The sequence below is a fragment of the Bacillus sp. DB-2 genome (assembly GCF_003315125.1).
Taxonomy (GTDB): domain Bacteria; phylum Bacillota; class Bacilli; order Bacillales; family Bacillaceae_G; genus Bacillus_A; species Bacillus_A mycoides.
This window is the reverse complement of sequence record NZ_QNRN01000008.1, coordinates 241,205-261,854: the sequence shown is the minus strand read 5'-3', so window position 1 is coordinate 261,854 and position 20,650 is coordinate 241,205. Positions and strand designations below refer to the sequence as shown.

Below are 20,650 nucleotides of genomic sequence, written 5' to 3'. Positions count from 1 at the left end.
CCCTCATCTTTCTGATTTTTATGTTACCACTTTTGTATTTTTATAACAATACCTGTATAAAAATACCCTAGTCGTGTGAGACTAGGGTGCATGAAAGAAGCCACCCTTTCCGGTCTCACAGGACTGAATTAAAAGGTTATTATTATGAAGCAATCTGCTTAGATTGTTTTATTTGTTTCGTTTCCGGTAGTAGTAGATTTAATAGTACACCTACAATTGCTGCTAGCGCCATTCCTTCTACTTGGAACGATTCACCTACGTGCAGTACCGCCCCGCCAATACCGATTACTAGTATTACTGATGCAATCATTAAGTTTCGTTTGTCACTTAAGTCTGTTTTATCATCTACCATCATGCGTAAACCGCTTGATGCGATTACACCGAATAGTAAGATTGATACACCACCCATAACTGGTGTTGGAATCGAATGAATCAGTGCTGAAATTTTCCCGATAAATCCAAACATAATTGCGAACACTGCTGAACCGATGAATAAGTATACACTGTATGCTCTCGTAATTGCTAGCACACCGATGTTTTCACCGTACGTTGTATTCGGTGGTCCACCTATTAGTGATGCGATTAATGTCGCTACCCCATCACCGAATATTGAACGGTGTAAGCCTGGTTTTTCAATTAAATCTCTTTTAATAACATTTCCAAGTACAATTTGATGTCCGATATGTTCTGAAATTGTTACTAGTGCAACTGGTACCATTAAGAGTACAATTTTCCATGAAAACTCCGGAGTGTATGTTACAAACGGTACTGTGAAGTCTGGTATGACAAACCATTTTGCCTCAGCTACTGGCTTTAAATCTACTAGCCCTTGGAAGTAAGCGAATATATACCCGCCGATGATTCCAAGTAGCACTGGTATGATACTGAAAAATCCTCTCCCGAATATGGAGCAAATGATTGTAATTGCTAATGTTACTAATGCTACTGAAAAGTGTGTAATGCTATACTTACCATCCGCACCGTTCATCGCCATATTAACTGCTGTATGTGCTAAAGCTAGACCGATTACCATTACGACTGGACCAACTACGATTGGCGGAAGTAATTTCATAATCCACCCTGATCCTGACTTCTTAATTCCGAGTGAGATTAAGATGTACACAAGTCCTGCAAACAAACCACCGAGCATTGCTGCTCCAGGTCCACCTGCTGTTTTCGCTGTTATAATCGGTGCGATAAAGGCGAATGATGATCCTAGATAGGCAGGTACTTGACCTTTTGTTATAAGAAGAAACGCTAGCGTTCCTAATCCACTTGATATTAATGCTACTGACGGATTCAATCCTGTTAAAAACGGAACAAGCACTGTTGATCCAAACATCGCGAACAAATGTTGTATACTTAAAAATAACCATTTTCCCGGTTTCGGTACTTCATTAACGTCTAACACTGGCTTTTGTTCCATTGTTACATCCTCCTTCAGTTTAATTCTTTGCAATAAAAAAACTCTTTGTGCCTGTGCACAAAGAGTCCTACACTTTCGTATGCCAAATTTGACATATGAAAGCCAAGACCCTTTGGCAGCCTCACAGGACTACATTTAAAAGGGCTTTACTTATCGTATATGCTTACTCGATCTTGTTGATCTGTCTCTTGCAAATCAACTTCGATACGCTCTTCACTAGATGTTGGAATGTTCTTTCCTACATAATCAGCGCGAATTGGTAATTCACGATGACCTCTATCAACAAGAACAGCCAATTGGATTTGTGATGGTCTACCTAAATCCATAAGAGCATCCATTGCTGCTCGAACTGTTCTTCCTGTATATAACACATCATCCACAAGGATAACTTTTTTCTTCGTAATATCTACAGGAATATCAGAACCTTTTACAAGTGGTTCTTTATGTTTCGATTGTAGTGTTAAATCATCACGATACAACGTAATATCTAACTCTCCTACTTCCATCTCTTTTCCTTCAATTTGACCAATTCGTTCTGCCAAACGTTGTGCAATAAAAATTCCACGTGTTTTTATTCCGACAAGAACACAATTATCGACACCTTTATTTCGTTCCACGATTTCATGACTAATTCGTGTTAAAGCGCGGCGAATCATTTGGTCATCTAAAACGACAGCTTTCTCTTGCATGCTCTACACCTCCAAGCTTTTTTTCTTGCGTGAGAGTAATGGTATAAAAAAAAGTCCTCTCAGCGTGTGCGAGAGGACTTTTGAAAAAAGGGTACAACATACCCTAAGTATTTCAAACCGTTACCTTCTCAACCTCACGGGGCTGTGTTAAAGGATCATTATTTAACTGTTGTCAGTATCTCAGTTTTCTTATGATTTGTCAACACTATTTCCGTAAAATATTTAGCGCTTCTTCAAACACTTCTGGAATCGGTGCCTCAAACTCAATATATTCACCAGTACGAGGGTGATCGAAACCTAAAATCCCTGCATGAAGTGCTTGTCCATTCATATCTAATGTTTTCTTCGGACCATACTTTGGATCCCCTGCAAGTGGATAACCAATATATTTCATATGAACACGAATTTGGTGTGTACGTCCCGTTTCTAAGCGGCATTCTACAAGTGTGAAATCCTTAAATCGCTCTAACACTTGGAAATGTGTAACTGCATTCTTACCATTTTCATCAACAGTCATACTTTGACGTTCTTTTTTATCACGACCAATTGGAGCGTCAATTGTTCCTTTATCATGTGGAATTACACCATGTACAATCGCTTTATAGCGTCTTGTTACCGTTTTTGCTACAAGTTGATTTACAAGTGATTCATGCGCCACATCATTTTTAGCAACCATTAATAATCCAGATGTATCCTTATCAATACGGTGCACTATACCAGGACGCATTACACCGTTAATACCTGATAGGTCTGTACAATGATGCATAAGTCCGTTTACAAGCGTACCCTTCGTATGCCCTGGTGCTGGATGTACTACCATGCCACGCGGCTTATTTACAACTAGTACATCGGCATCTTCATAATAAACTTCTAAATTCATATCTTCCGGTTGAATATCTAACTCTTCTGGCTCGGGAATTGTTACTGTAATTTCATCATTTACTTTTACTTTATAATTCCCTTTAACCGACTTCCCATTTACTGTCACAACAGCATCCTTAATCCATTGCTGCACTTGTGAACGTGACCATTCACTGTTTATTTCTGCAACGAATTTATCAATTCGCTCGCTTTTTTGTTCTTCTGCAACTGTTACTTGTACTACTTCACTCATTCAATTACTCCTTCGCTTTCTTTCCTTCTAATACTGTTTGAATAATAATTAATACAACTCCAATACATAATGCTGAGTCAGCTATATTGAATACCGGATAGTTGTACGAGAAAATATACACGTGAATGAAATCCACTACTTCTTGTCTAAATACACGATCAATAAAATTGCCAATTGCTCCGCCTAAAATTAGACCTAATGAAATACCTAGAAGCTTGTCCGTTTTCGCATATTTTTTCATATAAAATACGATAAATGCTACGAAAATGACTGTAATAATGTAGAAAAACCACATTTTATTTTCTAAAATACCCCAGGCAGCTCCTCTATTTCGATGAGATGTTATGTATAATACATTATCGATAATCGGAATGCTCGTACCCAATTCCATGTTCTTTACAATTAGCCACTTCGATATTTGATCGATGGCAATGACAAATAACGCTATTACATAATATATCATTTTCATTTCCCCCACAAAGACAGTGTACCTCAAAATTTTAGCATAGCTGCTACCTTTTCACAATGAACCTTTGTAGAAGAATAAAATAAATTAAAAAAAGGTAACATAATATCGTTGTGCGTATTCATACATTTACCTTTTCATAGAAAAATTCATGAATAGTACGAGCAGTCGGCATTGTTTTCATTTGTTTTGTAGAAATCGCTCTTCCAGTTTCTTCACAAATACCGTACATATCTATTTCCATTTTAAACAATGCACGTTCTACATCTTTTAAATCCTCTTTTATATCATGTAATAGCAATTTTTTCTTTGTCTCTTCCTTTATTTCGTATCCAAGTTCTTGCCCAAATTCCATATAGTATGTGTGCATTGCTTCTTTAGCCAGTCTATCTTGCAACTCTTTTCTCATCAATTGCAATTCTTCTTTTATTTCCATATAAATTTCATTCACGTGTACATTCCTCCCAGCTGCAATGTACAATTAGTGTGTCCGAAATTTCCACGCTTACCTCACACACATTTTTCCTTCATAGGAAAGAGAGTGAAAGTTATTTCGATATATCATCAACAAAAAACTGACTGCTATTATGAGCAGTCAGCTTTTTTTCATTATTTTACATAATTTTCTTTAACAACCGTTGCACAACGCTCACATAATGTTTCATGTTCTGCATCTTTACCAATTGTTTCTGAAACAACCCAACAACGTTCACACGTCTCACCTGTCGCCTGTGCTACAACTACAGCTGTATGCTCATACTTTGGTGCTTCTGTTGGTGCTTCTTCAATTGTACCACCAAGTTTATACTCAGAGACGATGAATAATTGCTTTAAGTCTTCGCTAATAGACTCTAACATAGCCTTCATTTCTGCAGTCGGATATAGCGTAATGCTCGCATTTAATGACTTACCAATTACCTTCTCATTACGAGCTACTTCTAACGCTTTTAAAACGTCATCACGTAATGTCATAAATGCATCCCATTTTGCTCTTAACGCTTCTGAACCCTCTACTTCTGTAGCTTCTGGCATATTAGTTAACTGTACGCTTTCTTCTTCTGCACCAGGAACATATGGCCATACTTCATCAGCTGTATGAGGTAAGATTGGCGTTACAAGTTTCGTTAATGCAACAAGAACATCATATAATACAGTTTGAATTGCACGACGATCCGCGTGATCTGCACCTTCAATGTATAAAATGTCTTTTGCAAAGTCTAAGTAGAATGAACTTAGATCAATTGTACAGAAGTTGTGAATTGCATGATATACAGCAGCAAAGTCATATGTTTCATATGCATCTTTTACTTTTGTAATTAAGTCATTTAACTTCACTAACATGTAACGATCTACTTCACGAAGTTCAGCTACCGCTACTGTATTTTCACTTGGATTAAAATCATCTAAGTTTCCTAATAAGAAACGGAATGTGTTACGGATTTTACGATACACTTCTGCTACTTGTTTTAAAATATCATCTGAAATACGTACATCAGATTGATAGTCAACAGAAGATACCCATAAGCGTAAAATGTCTCCGCCTAATTGATCCATAATTTTCTTCGGTACGACGATGTTTCCAATGGACTTACTCATTTTACGTCCGTCACCATCTAGTACGAAACCATGGCTTAGTACGCCTTTATACGGAGCTTTACCAGTTACAGCAACTGCTGTTGATAATGAAGAGTTAAACCAACCACGATACTGGTCAGATCCTTCTAAATATAAATCAGCTGGACGTTGTAAGTCTTCGCGCTCTTCTAATACCGCTTGGTGAGAAGAACCTGAATCGAACCATACATCCATGATGTCTGTTTCTTTACGGAATTCACCATTTGGACTACCTGTATGTGTAAATCCTTCTGGTAATAAATCTTTCGCTTCACGCTCGAACCATACGTTAGAACCGTGCTCACGGAATAAATCTGCTACATGATTAATTGTTTCATCTGTAATAATTGGATCACCATTTTCTGCATAGAATACAGGAATTGGCACACCCCATGCACGCTGACGAGAAATACACCAGTCACCACGGTCACGAACCATATTATGAAGACGAGTTTCTCCCCATGCTGGTACCCATTTTGTTTCCGCAACAGCTTCTAATAATTCTTTACGGAACGCTTCAATAGATGCAAACCACTGCGCTGTCGCACGGAAAATAATTGGTTTTTTCGTTCTCCAATCATGTGGGTATGAATGCGTAATGAATGTTAGTTTCAGTAACGCGCCTACTTCTTCTAATTTTTCCGTAATTGGCTTGTTAGCTTTATCATAGAATAAGCCTTCAAATCCAGGTGCTTCATTTGTTAATACACCTTTATCATCGACTGGGCAAAGTACTTCTAAGCCATACTTTTTACCAACAACGAAGTCATCTTCCCCGTGTCCTGGTGCTGTATGAACACAACCTGTACCTGCATCTGTTGTTACGTGCTCTCCTAGCATAACTAATGAGTCACGATCGTAGAATGGATGTTTTGCAACTGTATACTCAAGTTCGCTACCTTTTACCGTTTTCACAACTTCAGCATTTTCCCACTCTAACGTTTTTGCAACTGTCTCAAATAGTTCAGAAGCGATGATATATTTCTCATCATTTACTTTCACAATAGCATATTCAAGTTCTGGGTGAACAGAAATACCTAAGTTTGCAGGTAACGTCCAAGGCGTTGTTGTCCAAATAATGTATTTCTCATCACCTTCTAATACGTTCTTTCCATCTTTTACAGGGAATGCTACGTAAATAGATGCTGATTTTTTATCTTGGTATTCAATTTCAGCTTCTGCTAAAGCTGATTCACTCGTTGGAGACCAGTAAACTGGTTTCTGTCCTTTATAGATATAACCTTTTTTCGCCATGTCACCAAACACTTTAATTTGTTGTGCTTCATAAGCTGGCTCTAAAGTAATATATGGATTATCCCAATCTGCACGTACACCTAAACGCTTAAATTGTTCACGTTGACGTTCTACTTGCTCATATGCATACTCTGCGCATAACTTACGGAACTCAGCAACTGTCATTTCTTTACGCTTTACACCTTTATTTGTTAAAGCTTGCTCAATTGGTAAACCGTGTGTATCCCAACCTGGTACATATGGTGCACAGTATCCAGTCATTGATTTAAAACGAACAATAAAGTCTTTTAACACTTTATTTAGTGCGTGTCCCATATGGATATCACCATTTGCATATGGAGGTCCATCATGTAGTACAAATAAAGGACGGCCTTTCGTATGTTCTTGTACCTTTTCATAAATATTCATTTCAGCCCATTTTTCTTGCATTGCAGGCTCACGTTTTGGTAAATTCCCACGCATTGGGAACTCTGTTTTTGGCATTAGTAATGTATTTTTGTACTCCATGCTCAATTCCTCCTTAAATATATAAACGACAGACCTTAAAAAAGGGAATAAAAAAGAGACCTCTCATCCCCAAAAAGGGACGAGAAAGTCTCCCGCGGTACCACCCTAGTAGACCATATACAAATGCATAAGGTCCTCTTTATATTCTTAACGCGAATATACGCCTACGCTTACTAAATTTGTTCAGCGCGGAACTCCAGGGTGATATTCCCATCATCTCCTTATCCTGAGCTTACACCATCCTCAGTTCGCTATATAAGGTATGAAAAAGGTACTTATCCCTATCTTCGTTTTTCTTAATAAATATGTTGTTTAAAATTATATGTAATAATGAGAAAAACGTCAAGCTTACACTGTTTCTTCTTTTTTCAACAGTTCGTCCACTTCGTCTTCTAATTCAATTAGTTTATCCCAATCATCGTTGTTTAACATTTCAAGTTGTGTTTCTAATAACATACGGAAACGAGTTCGGAATACTTTCGCTTGTTTCTTCAACTCTTCAATATCAAAAGCAACTTTTCTTGATTTCACTAACGCTTCATTAATGATACGATCTGCATTTTTTTCTGCTTCACGTACAATTAATTTTGCTTCTTTTTGTGCATTACGCTTCACTTCTTCAGCAGCCTCTTGTGCGACAATGATAGATTTGTTCAGCGTATCTTCAATATTAGAAAAATGATCTAACTTTCCTTCTAATTGTGCAACCTTTTCTTCTAAAGCTTTTTTCTCACGAATGACTAATTCATAATCTTTGATGATTTGATCAAGAAACTCATTTACTTGATCTTCATCGTAGCCACGAAACCCGCGACCAAATTCTTTGTTATGAATATCTAATGGTGTTAACGGCACAACGCCACCTCCAAGTAGTTATCTAAATTTCCTCTTTCAATTATATCTTTTCTTCGACAAAATAAGAGAATTTCCTTCTAAAAAACCAATCATTTTAGTATACCATACAAAACTCTCCATTTGTCGCGCTTCGTTTTACCTTCTACAGAAAATAATTTACTTCGTCCATACCCTCTAACCGAGAAAACATCCCCAGGAAAACATTCATACGAAGTTTGCTCTACTGTTTTCCAATTGACTTTTACTAAGCCACCTTTTATAAGAGGCTGTACCTTCTGCCTAGATATATGTAGCATTTCAGCTAATAAAACATCTAGACGAAGTGACGAAACAGTCCCAGATTTTTCTCCCCATTTTTCACCTACACGCAAAATTTTCTCTACTTGTATAGGAGAGAGTGTGACTTTCATTTTCCCTATTGATTGTAAGTTCATTTCAATATACGATACAACTTCTTTGGCAACTGCAATTTGGGCACGGTCTTCTTGAAGCAAAATATCACCACATTTTTCCCTTGTTAAACCAAGCGACATGAATGCACCTAATATTTGCCTATGTTCTAGCGTGAAAAACTTGGAAGGATAGTCAATTTCTAATACTTCTACTTGAAATTCCTCTTCATTTAATTCTAGATAATCTGGATAAATTAGTGCTCTTTTCCGTTCGGCTTCAGGCATCGCACCATCAAACCGTACAGCTACATCTCCTTGCCCTATTACCATAGAAACAATTTGTTGCTGTCTTGGATCAAGAAAATCTGTTAACTTGACTTGATGGTACTCAGCAGCCTGTTTCCACTCTAATACTTTATCCACAAAGACCTCTTCATCAGGTCTAAAATGCTCATAGATGCTCATGTATTTAACCTCACACTATAAAAAATAGTTGAATAAACTCACTAAACCACCTCTAGCAAGTTTCAAGGCAACAATAGCAACAAGTGGAGAAATATCAATCATACCAAATGGTGGAATAAACCTCCTAAATGGCTCTAAATACGGTTCGCAAATACGCGCAAGAAAATCTCCAAAAGCTGATTCCTTTGCGCCAGGAAACCATGATAGGAGAATGTAAATAATTAGTGCCCACGAGTAAATCTCGATAGCAGTAAGTAACACTGTTAAAACTGTTGTCATGGCGTATTACCACCTCTTTATATTTGTCTCTTCTTCTTCACCGAATAACTCTGAAATCGCACCAACGATATCAACATTTTCAGGTGTACACATAAATGTTTTCGGGCCTATTTTTTGAATATCCCCGCCTATAGCGTATACAGTACCACTTAAAAAGTCAACGATACGTACAGCTTGATCTGTAGACATTCTTTGCAAATTAATTACAACAGCTCGTCTACCTTTTAAGTGATCCGAAATGCCTTGCGCTTCCGAATATGTACGTGGTTCTAGTAAAACAACTTTTGAAGATTGCTTCGCTGTTTCAATACTCACTACATTTTGCTTCGGTTGCACTTTCGCAAACGGAACATCTTGTTGTTCTGGGGGATCTTGTTGCTTTTTCATGTCTGTTTGCTCCTTTTCATAACTATATTGAGCTGCTTCTTTTTCTTCCGGTGTGTCAAAAAAGAAGTATTTTACTTTTGACCAACTCATAATAACTTTCTCCTTCCTCCTACGCTTTTCCTACTAAAACCGTTCCCAAACGAATATATGTAGCGCCTTCCTCAATTGCAATCGTGTAATCATTTGACATTCCCATTGATAATTCTTTACATGGTGCATGTAATAATTCTAGATCCTGCACCTCTGTCTGTAGCATGCGCAATTCCTTAAAGCAGCGACGAATCTCTTCCTCTTCTCCTGTAAACGGAGCCATTGTCATTAATCCTACCACTTCAATCTTATCCAATTCTTGCAAACTTTGAATAAAAGAAATTGTTTCTTCTATCGCCAATCCTTGCTTTGATTCTTCAGATGATGTTTTCACTTGAATAAAGCATTTAACTTTCTTATCAGCACGTTTTTGAATTTCTTTTGCAAGCGAAAGACGATCTAATGAATGTAAATAATCAATCTCATTAATGATTTCTTTTACTTTTCTCGTTTGCAATGATCCAATAAAATGCCAATTCACTTTTGAACCGAAATGCTCGTATTTTTGTAAGAAACCTTCATTTCTATTTTCACCTAAATCAATAATTCCTGTTTCAATTACTTCGCTTGTTTTTTCAATCCCTACAGTTTTTGTAACTGCAACGAGCTTAATATCTTTCATCGAACGTCCAGCTCGTACACAAGATTCTTTAATTACTTCGTTTACATCTGCTAAATTCCCTTGCACTGTCACTTACTTCACTCCTCCTTAAAACCTATGAAACTCAACATTCTCCCCGTCTTACCTTGATCACGACGATGAGAGAAAAATAATTGTTCTTCACAGCTTGTACAAAGAGATGACATTACAATATGTTCTTCTTTTATGCCTGCTTGTACACATAATATACGATTAACTTCTTTTAAATTAATTGCATACTGACCATCAGAAATTAATTTATAGGGAACAGATCCGTTTACTACTTGCTTTGCTGCTGTTAATACACGATCATCAACAACATAACAACATGATCCGATTGCAGGACCAATTGCGACATGAATTTCATCACTTGAAACACCTTCTGCATTCCACTTTTGAATCATTTCTTTCGCAATCTCTGTTACAGTCCCTTTCCACCCAGCATGCGCAAGTCCTATCATATCATGTGATGGTGCATAAAAATAGAGCGGAACACAATCAGCGTAACAAGATGTTAAGAGAACATCTTTGTTAGTCGTATAAATGCCATCCGTTTTCGGAATACCGTCTTCATATGAATAAACGCCTTTCCCTTTTTCTTGCAGTCCTACTTTCTCAACATGATGGTCATGAACTTGTTCAGAGCAAATCCATTTTTCTAATGGTTTTTGTAACTTATTCGCTAAAATGCGTCTGTTTTCATGAACATTCTCCACGATATCATTCACATGTAATCCTAAATTCATCGCATGAAAGGAGCCTGTACTTACTCCACCATCTTTTGTCGTAAATCCAACAGTAATGTTTCCAAGTTCTTTCCACGCTTGTAAATACAGTATACCGTCCGCATATTTAAATGGTTCTCTCATAAAGCGACTCCTTTTAATTAAAATAACAGAAAAAAGCATGGTACTTCCTGTCTATTTTACCATACTTTTATTTTTTCATAATGACAACTGAAAAAAAAAGAGGAATCTGTAATATTCTTTATGAAATTGTCGGTGTTTGTATTGATTCTGTTACAGAATTAATATTATCTACTCTGACAAGTATGACATCTTCCCCAATTTTCATAATTCGCTCCCAAGGAATCACAAATTCTACTTCCTTTCCAAAGAGTCCAAGCATACGTGTCTGCTTGGAAATAATAACTGCCCTAATCTTTCCTGTGTCTATATCAAAATCAATATCTCCAATATTTCCAAGCCTTTTTCCATCTGAAATATTTACAACATCCTTCATTTGAAAATCCGAAATTCGTATCATGTTCCATCCTCTCCCTTATATCATAAATCGTAAGTACGCTCTCAAATAAAGTGAAACCTTAATCAGTGGGATTTTCCCCATCCCTACTGATTATTAGTCCATGCTAATCGGATTTTTACGGGTAGCTCCGGCTCTTCTTACTTCAGCCGAATTTTGAAGTGGATAAACAGTATATAACCGCTACTAATAGAACATCCATTTTATTTTCATTATATGAACCTCCCCACTCTACTATGAGCGCAAAATATTATATATAAAAAAGGCCTCACCATAGCTGGTGAGGACCTTATCCTTGAATCGTCTTATTCATTTGCTTAATAGCAGACTTCTCCAAACGTGATACTTGTGCTTGAGAAATCCCAATTTCTTCGGCAACTTCCATCTGTGTCTTTCCTTGGAAGAACCGTTTTCGAATAATCATTTTCTCACGATCATTTAAACGCTTCATCCCTTCTTTCAACGCTAGTTCTTCAACCCACTGCTCGTCCTTTTGTTTTTCATCCTTTAATTGATCCATAACAAAGATAGGATCTCCTCCATCGTTATAAATCGGTTCAAATAATGAAACTGGGTCTTGAATAGCATCTAACGCAAAAACAATTTCTTCATGTGTCACTTCAAGAACTTTCGCAATATCCATTGCTGTTGGTTCTTTTGAATTTTCAGCAATCAATTTTTCTCTTACTTGCAACGCTTTATACGCAATATCTCGTAATGAGCGAGATACACGAATTGGATTGTTATCACGCAAATATCTGCGTATTTCTCCAATAATCATCGGCACAGCATACGTTGAAAACTTTACATTTTGGCCTAAATCAAAGTTATCAATGGATTTCATAAGTCCAATGCAACCAACTTGAAATAAATCATCAACATATTCTCCTCTGTTATTAAATCTTTGGATGACGCTCAGTACAAGACGTAAGTTTCCATTCACTAATTTCTCTCTGGCGCTTATCTCTCCACTTTGCATTTCACGAAATAATTTACGCATCTCTTCATTTTTTAGTACTGGAAGTTTAGCTGTATCAACACCGCAAATTTCTACTTTGTTTCTCGTCAAAGTGTTCCCTCCTATCGGGAGTTGCTGTACAGTGTAAAGTATTTCCTTTGAAGGGGATTTTATGCATACGGTTTTTCCATCATTTTTCACAAATATCATATTTCCTAATGCACAAAAAAAGAATAAGACCAGTCTAGATACCGACTGGTCTTATTCTTCACACCATTTTATTAAATTCTTTTCGTAATCTTTTTATAATTCTTTTTTCCAAACGAGAAATATAAGACTGTGAAATCCCAAGCATATCAGCCACATCTTTTTGTGTCTTCTCTTCGCCACCAGCGAGTCCAAACCGAAGCTCCATAATTTGTTTTTCACGATCATTTAATTGATGCAATGCTTTCATTAAAAGATGACGATCTACAGTAGCTTCTAAATCTTTTGTAATAATGTCATCATCTGTACCTAAAACATCTGATAATAACAGTTCATTTCCGTCCCAATCAATGTTAAGCGGTTCATCAAAAGAAACTTCCGAACGATTTTTATTATTTCGACGCAAATGCATTAAAATTTCATTTTCTATACAACGAGATGCATATGTTGCTAATTTAATTTTCTTTTCTGGATTAAATGTATTCACTGCCTTAATAAGACCAATTGTTCCTATACTAATCAAATCCTCAATATTGATCCCTGTATTTTCAAATTTTCTTGCTATATATACAACAAGCCTTAGGTTACGTTCAATAAGCATCGACCTCGCAGCTTGATCTCCATTTGGTAATTTATTCAAAAGAACTGCCTCTTCTTCTTTCGTTAACGGCGGTGGCAACGCTTCACTTCCACCAATATAATAAATTTCATCGGTCTTAATTCCTAATTTCAGCAATACTTTATACCAAAGGTATACCAAATAAAATTTAAATTTCACCATATTATCCCGCCTCTCATAATTAAGCAATTACCATCTTTTGCGAAATCAACATTTTCGGATGTACAATGCATTGATACTCTCCATTGGTAGATAATTGTTGTGTATTTAATCCAATCAGTACTTTGTTTACAACAACCAAACCTTCATGATGAACTTGCACACAATCTGGCTTAATTGCCCATAAAAATTGATTCTCTACTCCTACTGCTCGGAAAGGAATTAAACGTAGTTTCGTCGCCCACCCAGAATCATTTTCTGGTATTTGAGGAATTTCTGTTTTGGAATAAATTTGTTCTGTTAACCAAGCTGGCAAACAATGTTCTAATGATGAAATATGCATAATCATAACGGGTGTTTTCGTTAACGGGTCATAAAGTTGGTTCCCACTATCAATTAGACCTGCTAGTTCTAGTTCCTCTCCAGCTAATTGAATTTTCACTTTCACGATTTGATCATAGTGTATCTTTGTGACCTCTACGCTTTCTATACGCTTTTTAGAAAAATAATAAATTACTGGAAAACCAAAAATAACAAACAACCAACTAATTGGATCACCGTAAGAAACTGATTTAGATTGAACTAACCCATTTACCATTTCGTTCGTTTGCAAAAAATAATGCGTTCCAATTAATCCTCCACCAACCATAAAGGTTACAAAATAGAAAGTAAAAACAGTTTGTGTATAATTTCTAAATGTCGAAAACCCAAATGCTGTATACACAATAAGTAACGAGTACAATAGTTTCATAATTGGATGTGTCATCATAGAAGCAAAAGGCGTAAAGGCGAAAATAACAATAGTTGAACCTATAAATGCCCCTAACACAAGCCTCCATCTTTTGATTCTCTTTTTTAACACGGTGGCTGTTAATAAAAGTAAAAGAAAATCAATGCAGGCGTTTAACAACCAAACAATGTCGGCGTAAACAACCAAACAATTCACCTCTTTTTTTGAGTTGAGACTAGTATAATGCATATCCAATAGGAAAGTGTGTCAATTGGTGGAGGGGTTTTTTTGTTATTTTGTGATTTCTAGACATAATCTGTCGGTAAAAAATAAAAATGTATTTTTCATAGAATAATATAAATTTCTTACTTGTATACATAATAATTGAATTATATATATACAAAGTCTATCTTGCTATTTGCGGGCAGTAAGACCCTGCCTCAAAATTCAACTATAAAAAAGTACAGAAGTTAAGTGAGAGTCGGGCTAACAATCATTTTCGGATGAACACCCCCGATTAATTAAAGTTTCAATTTATTTATCACAGCTTATGGCTTAAAAATAGGACTGGGCTCTCCATATGCAAAATAATAAAAAAAGATCTGCTTAGCAGATCTTTTCCATTTAGACAACAAAAAAAGGAGCATAAAAGCTCCTTTTCTTTTATCGTCTACGACGGTTACGTAAGAATGCTGGAATATCGATGTCATCTGAATCTGTATGACGATCATGCATAACCGGCTCTTCACGTTTCATTTCACGCTTAACTTCACGTTGTTTTGAAGGTTGAGCTACTGGTTGTTGTTGCTGTTGCGTGTGATTCGCAGTCGGACGGATAATTGGTTTTGGTGGTTGTGTCGAAGCACTATCATCAAAACCAGTTGCAATTACAGTGACAACGATATCATCTTTTAATCCTTCATTAATAACAGAACCGAAGATCATATTTACTTCTGGATCCGAAGCTGAAGCTACAATGTCTGCTGCTTCTTGTACTTCATATAAACTTAAGTTTGCGCCGCCCGTAATGTTCATAATAACACCTTGAGCTCCATCAATAGATGTTTCTAGTAATGGACTAGAAATCGCTTTTTTCGCAGCTTCAGCAGCACGATTTTCACCATTACCAGAACCGATACCCATTAAAGCAGAACCTCTATTAGACATAATTGTTTTTACGTCTGCAAAGTCTAAGTTAATTAGACCTGGTGTAGCAATTAAATCAGAAATACCTTGAACACCTTGACGTAATACGTTATCTGCTTCACGGAACGCTTCTAACATTGGCGTATTTTTATCAACAATCTCTAATAAGCGATCATTTGGAATTACGATAAGTGTATCTACATTTTCTTTAAATGACGCAATACCAGATGCAGCTTGAGTTGCACGTTTACGCCCTTCAAATGTAAATGGACGTGTTACAACACCAACTGTTAACGCGCCTAGTTCTTTTGCAACTTGAGCGACAACTGGAGCTGCACCAGTTCCAGTTCCACCGCCCATACCAGCAGTTACGAAGACCATATCCGCGCCACGAAGCGCTTCTTGAATCTGTTCTTTACTTTCTTCTGCAGCTTTTTTCCCTACTTCAGGGTTTGCGCCTGCACCAAGTCCACGCGTTAATTTTCCACCAATTTGCATTTTCGTTTCAGCTTTTGATAGATTTAATGCTTGTGCATCAGTATTCACAGCGATAAAGTCTACACCTTGTACACCGTGTTCAATCATACGGTTTACAGCATTGTTTCCGCCACCGCCGACACCGATAACTTTTATATTCGCTAATTGATCTTGAGTAGTATCAAACTCTAACATGTCGAAATCCCCCTAGAACCTCATTTTTCGTGTCCAATTTTAATCCCATAAATAACGGAATGCACGTTTTACTTTTGACATCATGCGGTCATCATTTTGATTAGTATTGTTTTGATTACGAGTTTTTTGTTTCGCAGGTTGCTGTTGTACCGGCATTGGTGCTGGTATTGGTTCAAAATGTTCTTGCTTTTCCTGCACATTTTTCCCACGTAATTTAGCTTTTTGATAAGAATGTTTAATTAATCCAACTCCACTTGTATATTGAGGCTCACGAACACCAATATAATCAGGAGTTGCTATACGAACATTTTCATGTAAAATATCGTATGCAAGATCAAGAACACCTGGCATAGAAGCTATCCCACCAGTTAGTACATATCCAGAAGCAGCTTGCTTTACTCCTAACTTATGCACTTCATCTTGAACAAACATTAAAATTTCCTCTACACGAGCCTCTATTATATCCGATAATTCCAACTGAGAATATTGTTCTGTTTGATCGCTTCCCATAATAGGAACCGTAAACATCTCTTCTTCAGATGCTGTATCATAAAAAGCATGTCCATATTTCAGCTTAATTTGATCTGCATTTTCTGTTGAAGTTTTCAGCCCAATCGCTATATCCTTCGTTATATGATCTCCACCTAATGGCAATACGCTCGTTGCTTGCAACTCTCCATCTTTAAAAATAGATAAGGTTGTAGATCCTCCACCCATATCAACAAGTGCTACCCCTCTATTTCTTTCATCCGAAGATAACGCAACTGTCGCTGCCGCTAAAGGTTGCAGACAAATATCAACAATTTCAAGACCTGCTTTTTCTACACAACGAAGTAGGTTATGTAGTAAAGTTCTCGAGCCTGTAATAAGTGTACCTTCCATTTCTAATCTTACACCGATCATCCCGCGTGGATCGTTAATCTCGTCAAGACCGTCTACAATGAACTGTCGAGGTACCACATCAATAAATTCACGTTCAGGAGCAATTGACACAACTTGCGCTGCATCTAGAACGCGTAAGACATCTTCATTCCCGATTTCACGATCTTCATTTGAAACAGCGACTACTCCGTGACACGGGAGCAACTGTACCTGGTTTGCATTGACACCTACTACAACTTGCTCAATGTGGATACCCACCATGCGCTCAGCTTGTTCAATTGCTTTTTTAATTGATCGAACAGTTTCATCTATATCAACTATCGATCCCTTTTTCAAACCATTTGATTTTACGTTTCCAACACCAATAATGTTTAAGCTATCATTAACCATTTCACCAATGATGACTTTAACATTGGATGTACCGATGTCAAGACTAACATATATTTCATTGCTGTTCATTCTTTGGCACCTCCTTCTTTATTTATACCATACAACTCAATATATGGAACAACAATCGCAACTTTACTATTTATAAGAAAAATATTCAACGTCTTTATACGTTTCCCTTTTTTAACCCTATATTTTTCTTATTTTTATTTAACATTCATTTAAGAATATCGCAGTAACCTGTAAATAACTGCTCTATCTTGAAATAATTATATTTCAAGTGTAAAGATTACCGCCAAGTATAAGTCTACACTAAGATGTACTTGTAGAAAAGTGAAACTTGTACCAATCCTAGTATGAATCTAAGAAAATTTACATTTTTTTCATCAAATTAAGCATTCTTGCAAATTAGCATCCATATAAAAGAACGTTTGTTTCATTTCATACGTAATAACGCAGTAAAAACTATCATTCTATTCTTTTTTTTCTTCAGCACCTAGTTCCTTCGTATATGCCCCCACTTCTAAGTCAATTAAAACCTTCTTACCAGGTTCAATTGTTTTTAAAATAAGTGGATAAGCTTCCATTCGCTTTGCGAAATTTTGAATAGTGGTGCTCACTTCATATCCTTCATTCATATATAAAGTAAGATGATCTTCATTTGCATTCGTTGGTGTATAACGAATTTCAGAAATAGACCTTAAAATAGTTGGCGTTAATTTTTCTAGTTCTGCAATTAATTCCTTCATTTTTTCCTCTTTAAATGGTTCAAAAATTGGTGCTGCAACTGGAAGCTTTCCGTTCGGAAGTACATCGAGTGTTTTCCCATTTTCTAATAACGGTTGTAATTTCCCATCTTTGTTTATATAGCCAATTGTTAAATATTCTTCGATATGAACATCAATTTTGTTTGGGAAACGTTTTTTTACATTTACCTCTTTAATTTCTTTTCGTTTCGTTAAGTTTTCTTCTGCTTTATGTGCTGTTACTCGGAAATAACTCGTATCATATGTCACACCTGATTCCTTCATAACTTGTTCATCTGTCATATAATGATTTCCAAAGACACTTATCTTTTTTATATTACTAAGCGGAGACCGAAAATAAATTAAAAAGAGTACTAATAAAAATAAAATCGATATGTATAAAATTAACCGATGATTAACAGGTTTCTTATTTTTTTTATTTTGATTCTTTAATTTTGGTACACGATCTTGTAGTTTAATCACTTTACTATTTTTCATGTACGATCCCCCTATGTAACATAAAGAACGGCATGTTCCTCATGCCGTTCTTATCTTCTTATTATAACATAAATGATAATGAGCGGAACGAACAACCGTTATCTTCCAATTATTTCTACTTCTGTATGCATATCAACACCAAATTTATCTTTAATTGTACGCTTTACCAATGCGATTAAGTCTAATACATCTTGCGCTGATGCCACACCAGTATTAACAATAAAATTCCCATGCATTTCAGAAATTTGAGCTCCACCTATTGTATAACCACGAAGCCCTGATTTTTCTATTAAATCTCCTGCAAAATAGGGGACTGGATTTCGAAATATACTTCCTGCACAAGGGTGATTCCAAGGCTGCGTTTCACGGCGATACTCTTTATTCTTTTGCATGCTTCTTACAATTCCCTCGCGTTCGCCTACCTCCAATTGGAATTCAGCTTCCAAAACAATACCAGGGCGTTTCATTTGCAATACAGATGTGCGATAAGAAAAGCCCATTTCGGTATTCGTCAACCAATTAATTGTTCCATTGTCAAACAAAATACGAGCTTTCGTTAATACACTCGATATGTCGGACTTATGAGCGCCTGCATTCATATACACTGCACCGCCAACACTTCCTGGAATACCACTTGCAAATTCCAGGCCCGCTAATCCCTGTCGACTAAGTAAAGTTGACAATTTAATAAGGGGATATCCAGCACCGACTCTTACTCTATGTTTTTCGACTTCTAAATGGTCTAATCCTTCTCCTAAACGAATAACCACACCTTCTATACCTTGATCAGATACGAGAAGATTTGAACCACGACCAATTGCAGTCCACCCTGTCTTGTACTTCTTTACTAACTCTAGAGTCTTCTCAATACCAGCAACATGCTTTGGTACAATTAAAATATCAGCTGGTCCGCCTATTTTCATAGTCGTGTAACGCGCTAACGGTTCATTAACTAGCACGCGACCAACATTTGCTTCTAAAAGCTCTTTTACTAATTGTTCCATAGACAATCTCCCCCATATCAAGTCTCCTTATTACAGTAATATGCAGGGCGTTCACCTAATGTTATTTTTTAATAAGCTTGTTCATTACTTCATATAGCTTATTTGCTGCATCTGGAATACCAAGTTGCTTAGTAGCCAGTTTCATATTTTGTAATGTTTGTGTATCCAATAAAATCTCATCAATGTCACGAATAAGCGTTTCAGATGTTAAATCTTTTTCAAGTAGCATTTTAGCTGCTCCTTTATCAACAACTGATCGTGCATTTTTTTCTTGATGGTTATTTGTTACGTACGGACTTGGAATTAATACACTCGGTTTTCCTAACGCTGTTAATTCTGCAAGCGTTGTAGCCCCTGCCCTTGAAACAACAAGATCTACACCCGTCAGTACCTCTGGCATATTATGAATAAAAGGTTTAATAATAACATTATTCGGATTCCCTTTTTGTTTCACGGCTTCCATAACTTTATCATAATGTACTTCGCCTGTTACATATAATACTTCGTAACTTTTATTCCCAAATTGTTCAATCGCTTCTACAAAAGCATCGTTAATCGGTCTAGCCCCGCGGCTCCCACCAAAAATAAGCACGGATTTTTTAGAAAGGGATAGTCCTACCGAACGTTTTCCTTTCATTCCATTTTGGTCCATTACTTCTGATGCACGTGGATTACCTGTCATAACCACTTTTGACTGTGGAAAATGTTCTGCAGCTGCTTCAAAACAAACTGCAACTTTATCGACATAACGACTTAAAAATTTATTCGTTACACCAGGTACACTATTTTGTTCATGGACAATAGTCGGAATACCTAATTTAGCCGCAGCATATACAACTGGCCCACATACGTATCCACCCGTACCAATCACAATATCAGGGTTAAAACGACGAATATATCGTTTACTATCTTGAACACCTTTTAGGAAACGCATCACTGTTTTTACATTATCAAGAGATATTTTTCGTTTAAATCCACTTATAACAATAGACTGGAACGGAATACCCGCTTTCGGTACGATGGTACTCTCTAATCCATTCTCTGTACCAATGTATAAAAATCTTGCTTCAGGATTTAGTTTTTTTATTTCTCTAATTAAAGCAAGAGCTGGATAAATATGTCCTCCAGTACCCCCACCACTTACTAATACTCGCACTACTGATTCCTCCACTTCTCTGTTCTTATTCAATCGTATTTATTT

Annotated in this window: 21 protein-coding genes and 1 other annotated feature; all 21 genes read right to left on the bottom strand. The window is 36.6% G+C overall.

The window, feature by feature from the left end; genetic code table 11:
• Positions 1-142 precede the first annotated feature (142 nt).
• The 21 genes from uraA to murG all read right to left on the bottom strand — a co-directional run bounded on the left by uraA (position 143) and on the right by murG (position 20,605).
• Positions 143-1,426, bottom strand: coding sequence for a uracil permease (uraA, locus tag DET63_RS16195; protein ID WP_113937197.1), 1,284 nt, complete (start codon positions 1,424-1,426; stop codon positions 143-145).
• A gap of 146 nt (positions 1,427-1,572) precedes the next feature.
• Complete coding sequence (pyrR, locus tag DET63_RS16190; RefSeq protein ID WP_001156489.1) at positions 1,573-2,115, bottom strand: bifunctional pyrimidine operon transcriptional regulator/uracil phosphoribosyltransferase; 543 nt, start codon at positions 2,113-2,115, stop codon at positions 1,573-1,575.
• A 205-nt stretch (positions 2,116-2,320) separates the two neighbouring features.
• Complete coding sequence (locus tag DET63_RS16185) at positions 2,321-3,229, bottom strand: RluA family pseudouridine synthase (RefSeq protein ID WP_113937196.1); 909 nt, start codon at positions 3,227-3,229, stop codon at positions 2,321-2,323.
• A gap of 4 nt (positions 3,230-3,233) precedes the next feature.
• Positions 3,234-3,692: a lipoprotein signal peptidase LspA gene (gene lspA, locus DET63_RS16180; protein WP_002128849.1), complete on the bottom strand. Its 459-nt coding sequence runs from the start codon at positions 3,690-3,692 to the stop codon at positions 3,234-3,236.
• A gap of 124 nt (positions 3,693-3,816) precedes the next feature.
• Positions 3,817-4,146, bottom strand: coding sequence for a TraR/DksA C4-type zinc finger protein (locus tag DET63_RS16175; protein WP_033707130.1), 330 nt, complete (start codon positions 4,144-4,146; stop codon positions 3,817-3,819).
• Positions 4,147-4,304: 158 nt separating this feature from the next.
• On the bottom strand, positions 4,305-7,070 hold the full coding sequence (gene ileS2, locus DET63_RS16170) for an isoleucine--tRNA ligase (protein ID WP_002066877.1): 2,766 nt from the start codon (positions 7,068-7,070) through the stop codon (positions 4,305-4,307).
• Between the two features lie 72 nt (positions 7,071-7,142).
• Positions 7,143-7,367, bottom strand: a binding site (T-box leader).
• A 51-nt stretch (positions 7,368-7,418) separates the two neighbouring features.
• Positions 7,419-7,925 (bottom strand): septum site-determining protein DivIVA, encoded by a 507-nt coding sequence (gene divIVA / locus DET63_RS16165; protein WP_001131609.1) that lies wholly within the window; start codon positions 7,923-7,925, stop codon positions 7,419-7,421.
• A gap of 89 nt (positions 7,926-8,014) precedes the next feature.
• Complete coding sequence (locus DET63_RS16160) at positions 8,015-8,782, bottom strand: YlmH family RNA-binding protein (protein ID WP_002033759.1); 768 nt, start codon at positions 8,780-8,782, stop codon at positions 8,015-8,017.
• A gap of 15 nt (positions 8,783-8,797) precedes the next feature.
• Positions 8,798-9,061 (bottom strand): YggT family protein, encoded by a 264-nt coding sequence (locus DET63_RS16155; protein WP_002014720.1) that lies wholly within the window; start codon positions 9,059-9,061, stop codon positions 8,798-8,800.
• Between the two features lie 6 nt (positions 9,062-9,067).
• A complete protein-coding gene (locus DET63_RS16150) occupies positions 9,068-9,538 on the bottom strand; it encodes a cell division protein SepF (protein ID WP_002014721.1) in 471 nt (156 codons plus the stop codon).
• 19 nt (positions 9,539-9,557) lie between these two features.
• Entirely contained in the window at positions 9,558-10,232 is a 675-nt protein-coding gene (locus DET63_RS16145) for a YggS family pyridoxal phosphate-dependent enzyme (RefSeq protein WP_113937195.1), read from the bottom strand.
• 5 nt (positions 10,233-10,237) lie between these two features.
• Positions 10,238-11,047: a peptidoglycan editing factor PgeF gene (gene pgeF / locus DET63_RS16140; protein ID WP_033707129.1), complete on the bottom strand. Its 810-nt coding sequence runs from the start codon at positions 11,045-11,047 to the stop codon at positions 10,238-10,240.
• A gap of 118 nt (positions 11,048-11,165) precedes the next feature.
• Positions 11,166-11,444: a YlmC/YmxH family sporulation protein gene (locus DET63_RS16135; RefSeq protein WP_002066875.1), complete on the bottom strand. Its 279-nt coding sequence runs from the start codon at positions 11,442-11,444 to the stop codon at positions 11,166-11,168.
• Between the two features lie 286 nt (positions 11,445-11,730).
• Positions 11,731-12,510, bottom strand: a complete 780-nt coding sequence (gene sigG, locus DET63_RS16130; protein WP_002014725.1) for an RNA polymerase sporulation sigma factor SigG — start codon at positions 12,508-12,510, stop codon at positions 11,731-11,733.
• Positions 12,511-12,667: 157 nt separating this feature from the next.
• Positions 12,668-13,387, bottom strand: coding sequence for an RNA polymerase sporulation sigma factor SigE (sigE, locus tag DET63_RS16125; protein WP_002128857.1), 720 nt, complete (start codon positions 13,385-13,387; stop codon positions 12,668-12,670).
• Between the two features lie 19 nt (positions 13,388-13,406).
• Positions 13,407-14,321 (bottom strand): sigma-E processing peptidase SpoIIGA, encoded by a 915-nt coding sequence (spoIIGA, locus tag DET63_RS16120; RefSeq protein ID WP_033707128.1) that lies wholly within the window; start codon positions 14,319-14,321, stop codon positions 13,407-13,409.
• 456 nt (positions 14,322-14,777) lie between these two features.
• Positions 14,778-15,932: a cell division protein FtsZ gene (gene ftsZ, locus DET63_RS16115; RefSeq protein ID WP_002066873.1), complete on the bottom strand. Its 1,155-nt coding sequence runs from the start codon at positions 15,930-15,932 to the stop codon at positions 14,778-14,780.
• A gap of 39 nt (positions 15,933-15,971) precedes the next feature.
• Positions 15,972-17,273, bottom strand: coding sequence for a cell division protein FtsA (gene ftsA / locus DET63_RS16110; protein ID WP_113937194.1), 1,302 nt, complete (start codon positions 17,271-17,273; stop codon positions 15,972-15,974).
• Between the two features lie 401 nt (positions 17,274-17,674).
• Positions 17,675-18,445, bottom strand: a complete 771-nt coding sequence (divIB, locus tag DET63_RS16105) for a cell division protein DivIB (protein WP_002014733.1) — start codon at positions 18,443-18,445, stop codon at positions 17,675-17,677.
• 98 nt (positions 18,446-18,543) lie between these two features.
• On the bottom strand, positions 18,544-19,449 hold the full coding sequence (gene murB / locus DET63_RS16100; RefSeq protein ID WP_002014734.1) for a UDP-N-acetylmuramate dehydrogenase: 906 nt from the start codon (positions 19,447-19,449) through the stop codon (positions 18,544-18,546).
• Between the two features lie 61 nt (positions 19,450-19,510).
• Positions 19,511-20,605, bottom strand: coding sequence for an undecaprenyldiphospho-muramoylpentapeptide beta-N-acetylglucosaminyltransferase (gene murG, locus DET63_RS16095; protein ID WP_002088269.1), 1,095 nt, complete (start codon positions 20,603-20,605; stop codon positions 19,511-19,513).
• Positions 20,606-20,650: the final 45 nt, after the last annotated feature.

What these genes read in the sequence shown, in the direction of transcription:
- uraA (WP_113937197.1), bottom strand. Translation starts at nt 1,426, where the DNA reads ATGGAACAAAAGCCAGTGTTAGACGTTAATGAAGTACCGAAACCGGGA.
- pyrR (WP_001156489.1), bottom strand. Translation starts at nt 2,115, where the DNA reads ATGCAAGAGAAAGCTGTCGTTTTAGATGACCAAATGATTCGCCGCGCT.
- DET63_RS16185 (WP_113937196.1), bottom strand. Translation starts at nt 3,229, where the DNA reads ATGAGTGAAGTAGTACAAGTAACAGTTGCAGAAGAACAAAAAAGCGAG.
- lspA (WP_002128849.1), bottom strand. Translation starts at nt 3,692, where the DNA reads ATGATATATTATGTAATAGCGTTATTTGTCATTGCCATCGATCAAATA.
- ileS2 (WP_002066877.1), bottom strand. Translation starts at nt 7,070, where the DNA reads ATGGAGTACAAAAATACATTACTAATGCCAAAAACAGAGTTCCCAATG.
- DET63_RS16160 (WP_002033759.1), bottom strand. Translation starts at nt 8,782, where the DNA reads ATGAGCATCTATGAGCATTTTAGACCTGATGAAGAGGTCTTTGTGGAT.
- DET63_RS16155 (WP_002014720.1), bottom strand. Translation starts at nt 9,061, where the DNA reads ATGACAACAGTTTTAACAGTGTTACTTACTGCTATCGAGATTTACTCG.
- DET63_RS16150 (WP_002014721.1), bottom strand. Translation starts at nt 9,538, where the DNA reads ATGAGTTGGTCAAAAGTAAAATACTTCTTTTTTGACACACCGGAAGAA.
- pgeF (WP_033707129.1), bottom strand. Translation starts at nt 11,047, where the DNA reads ATGAGAGAACCATTTAAATATGCGGACGGTATACTGTATTTACAAGCG.
- DET63_RS16135 (WP_002066875.1), bottom strand. Translation starts at nt 11,444, where the DNA reads ATGATACGAATTTCGGATTTTCAAATGAAGGATGTTGTAAATATTTCA.
- sigE (WP_002128857.1), bottom strand. Translation starts at nt 13,387, where the DNA reads ATGGTGAAATTTAAATTTTATTTGGTATACCTTTGGTATAAAGTATTG.
- ftsZ (WP_002066873.1), bottom strand. Translation starts at nt 15,932, where the DNA reads ATGTTAGAGTTTGATACTACTCAAGATCAATTAGCGAATATAAAAGTT.
- ftsA (WP_113937194.1), bottom strand. Translation starts at nt 17,273, where the DNA reads ATGAACAGCAATGAAATATATGTTAGTCTTGACATCGGTACATCCAAT.
- divIB (WP_002014733.1), bottom strand. Translation starts at nt 18,445, where the DNA reads ATGAAAAATAGTAAAGTGATTAAACTACAAGATCGTGTACCAAAATTA.
- murB (WP_002014734.1), bottom strand. Translation starts at nt 19,449, where the DNA reads ATGGAACAATTAGTAAAAGAGCTTTTAGAAGCAAATGTTGGTCGCGTG.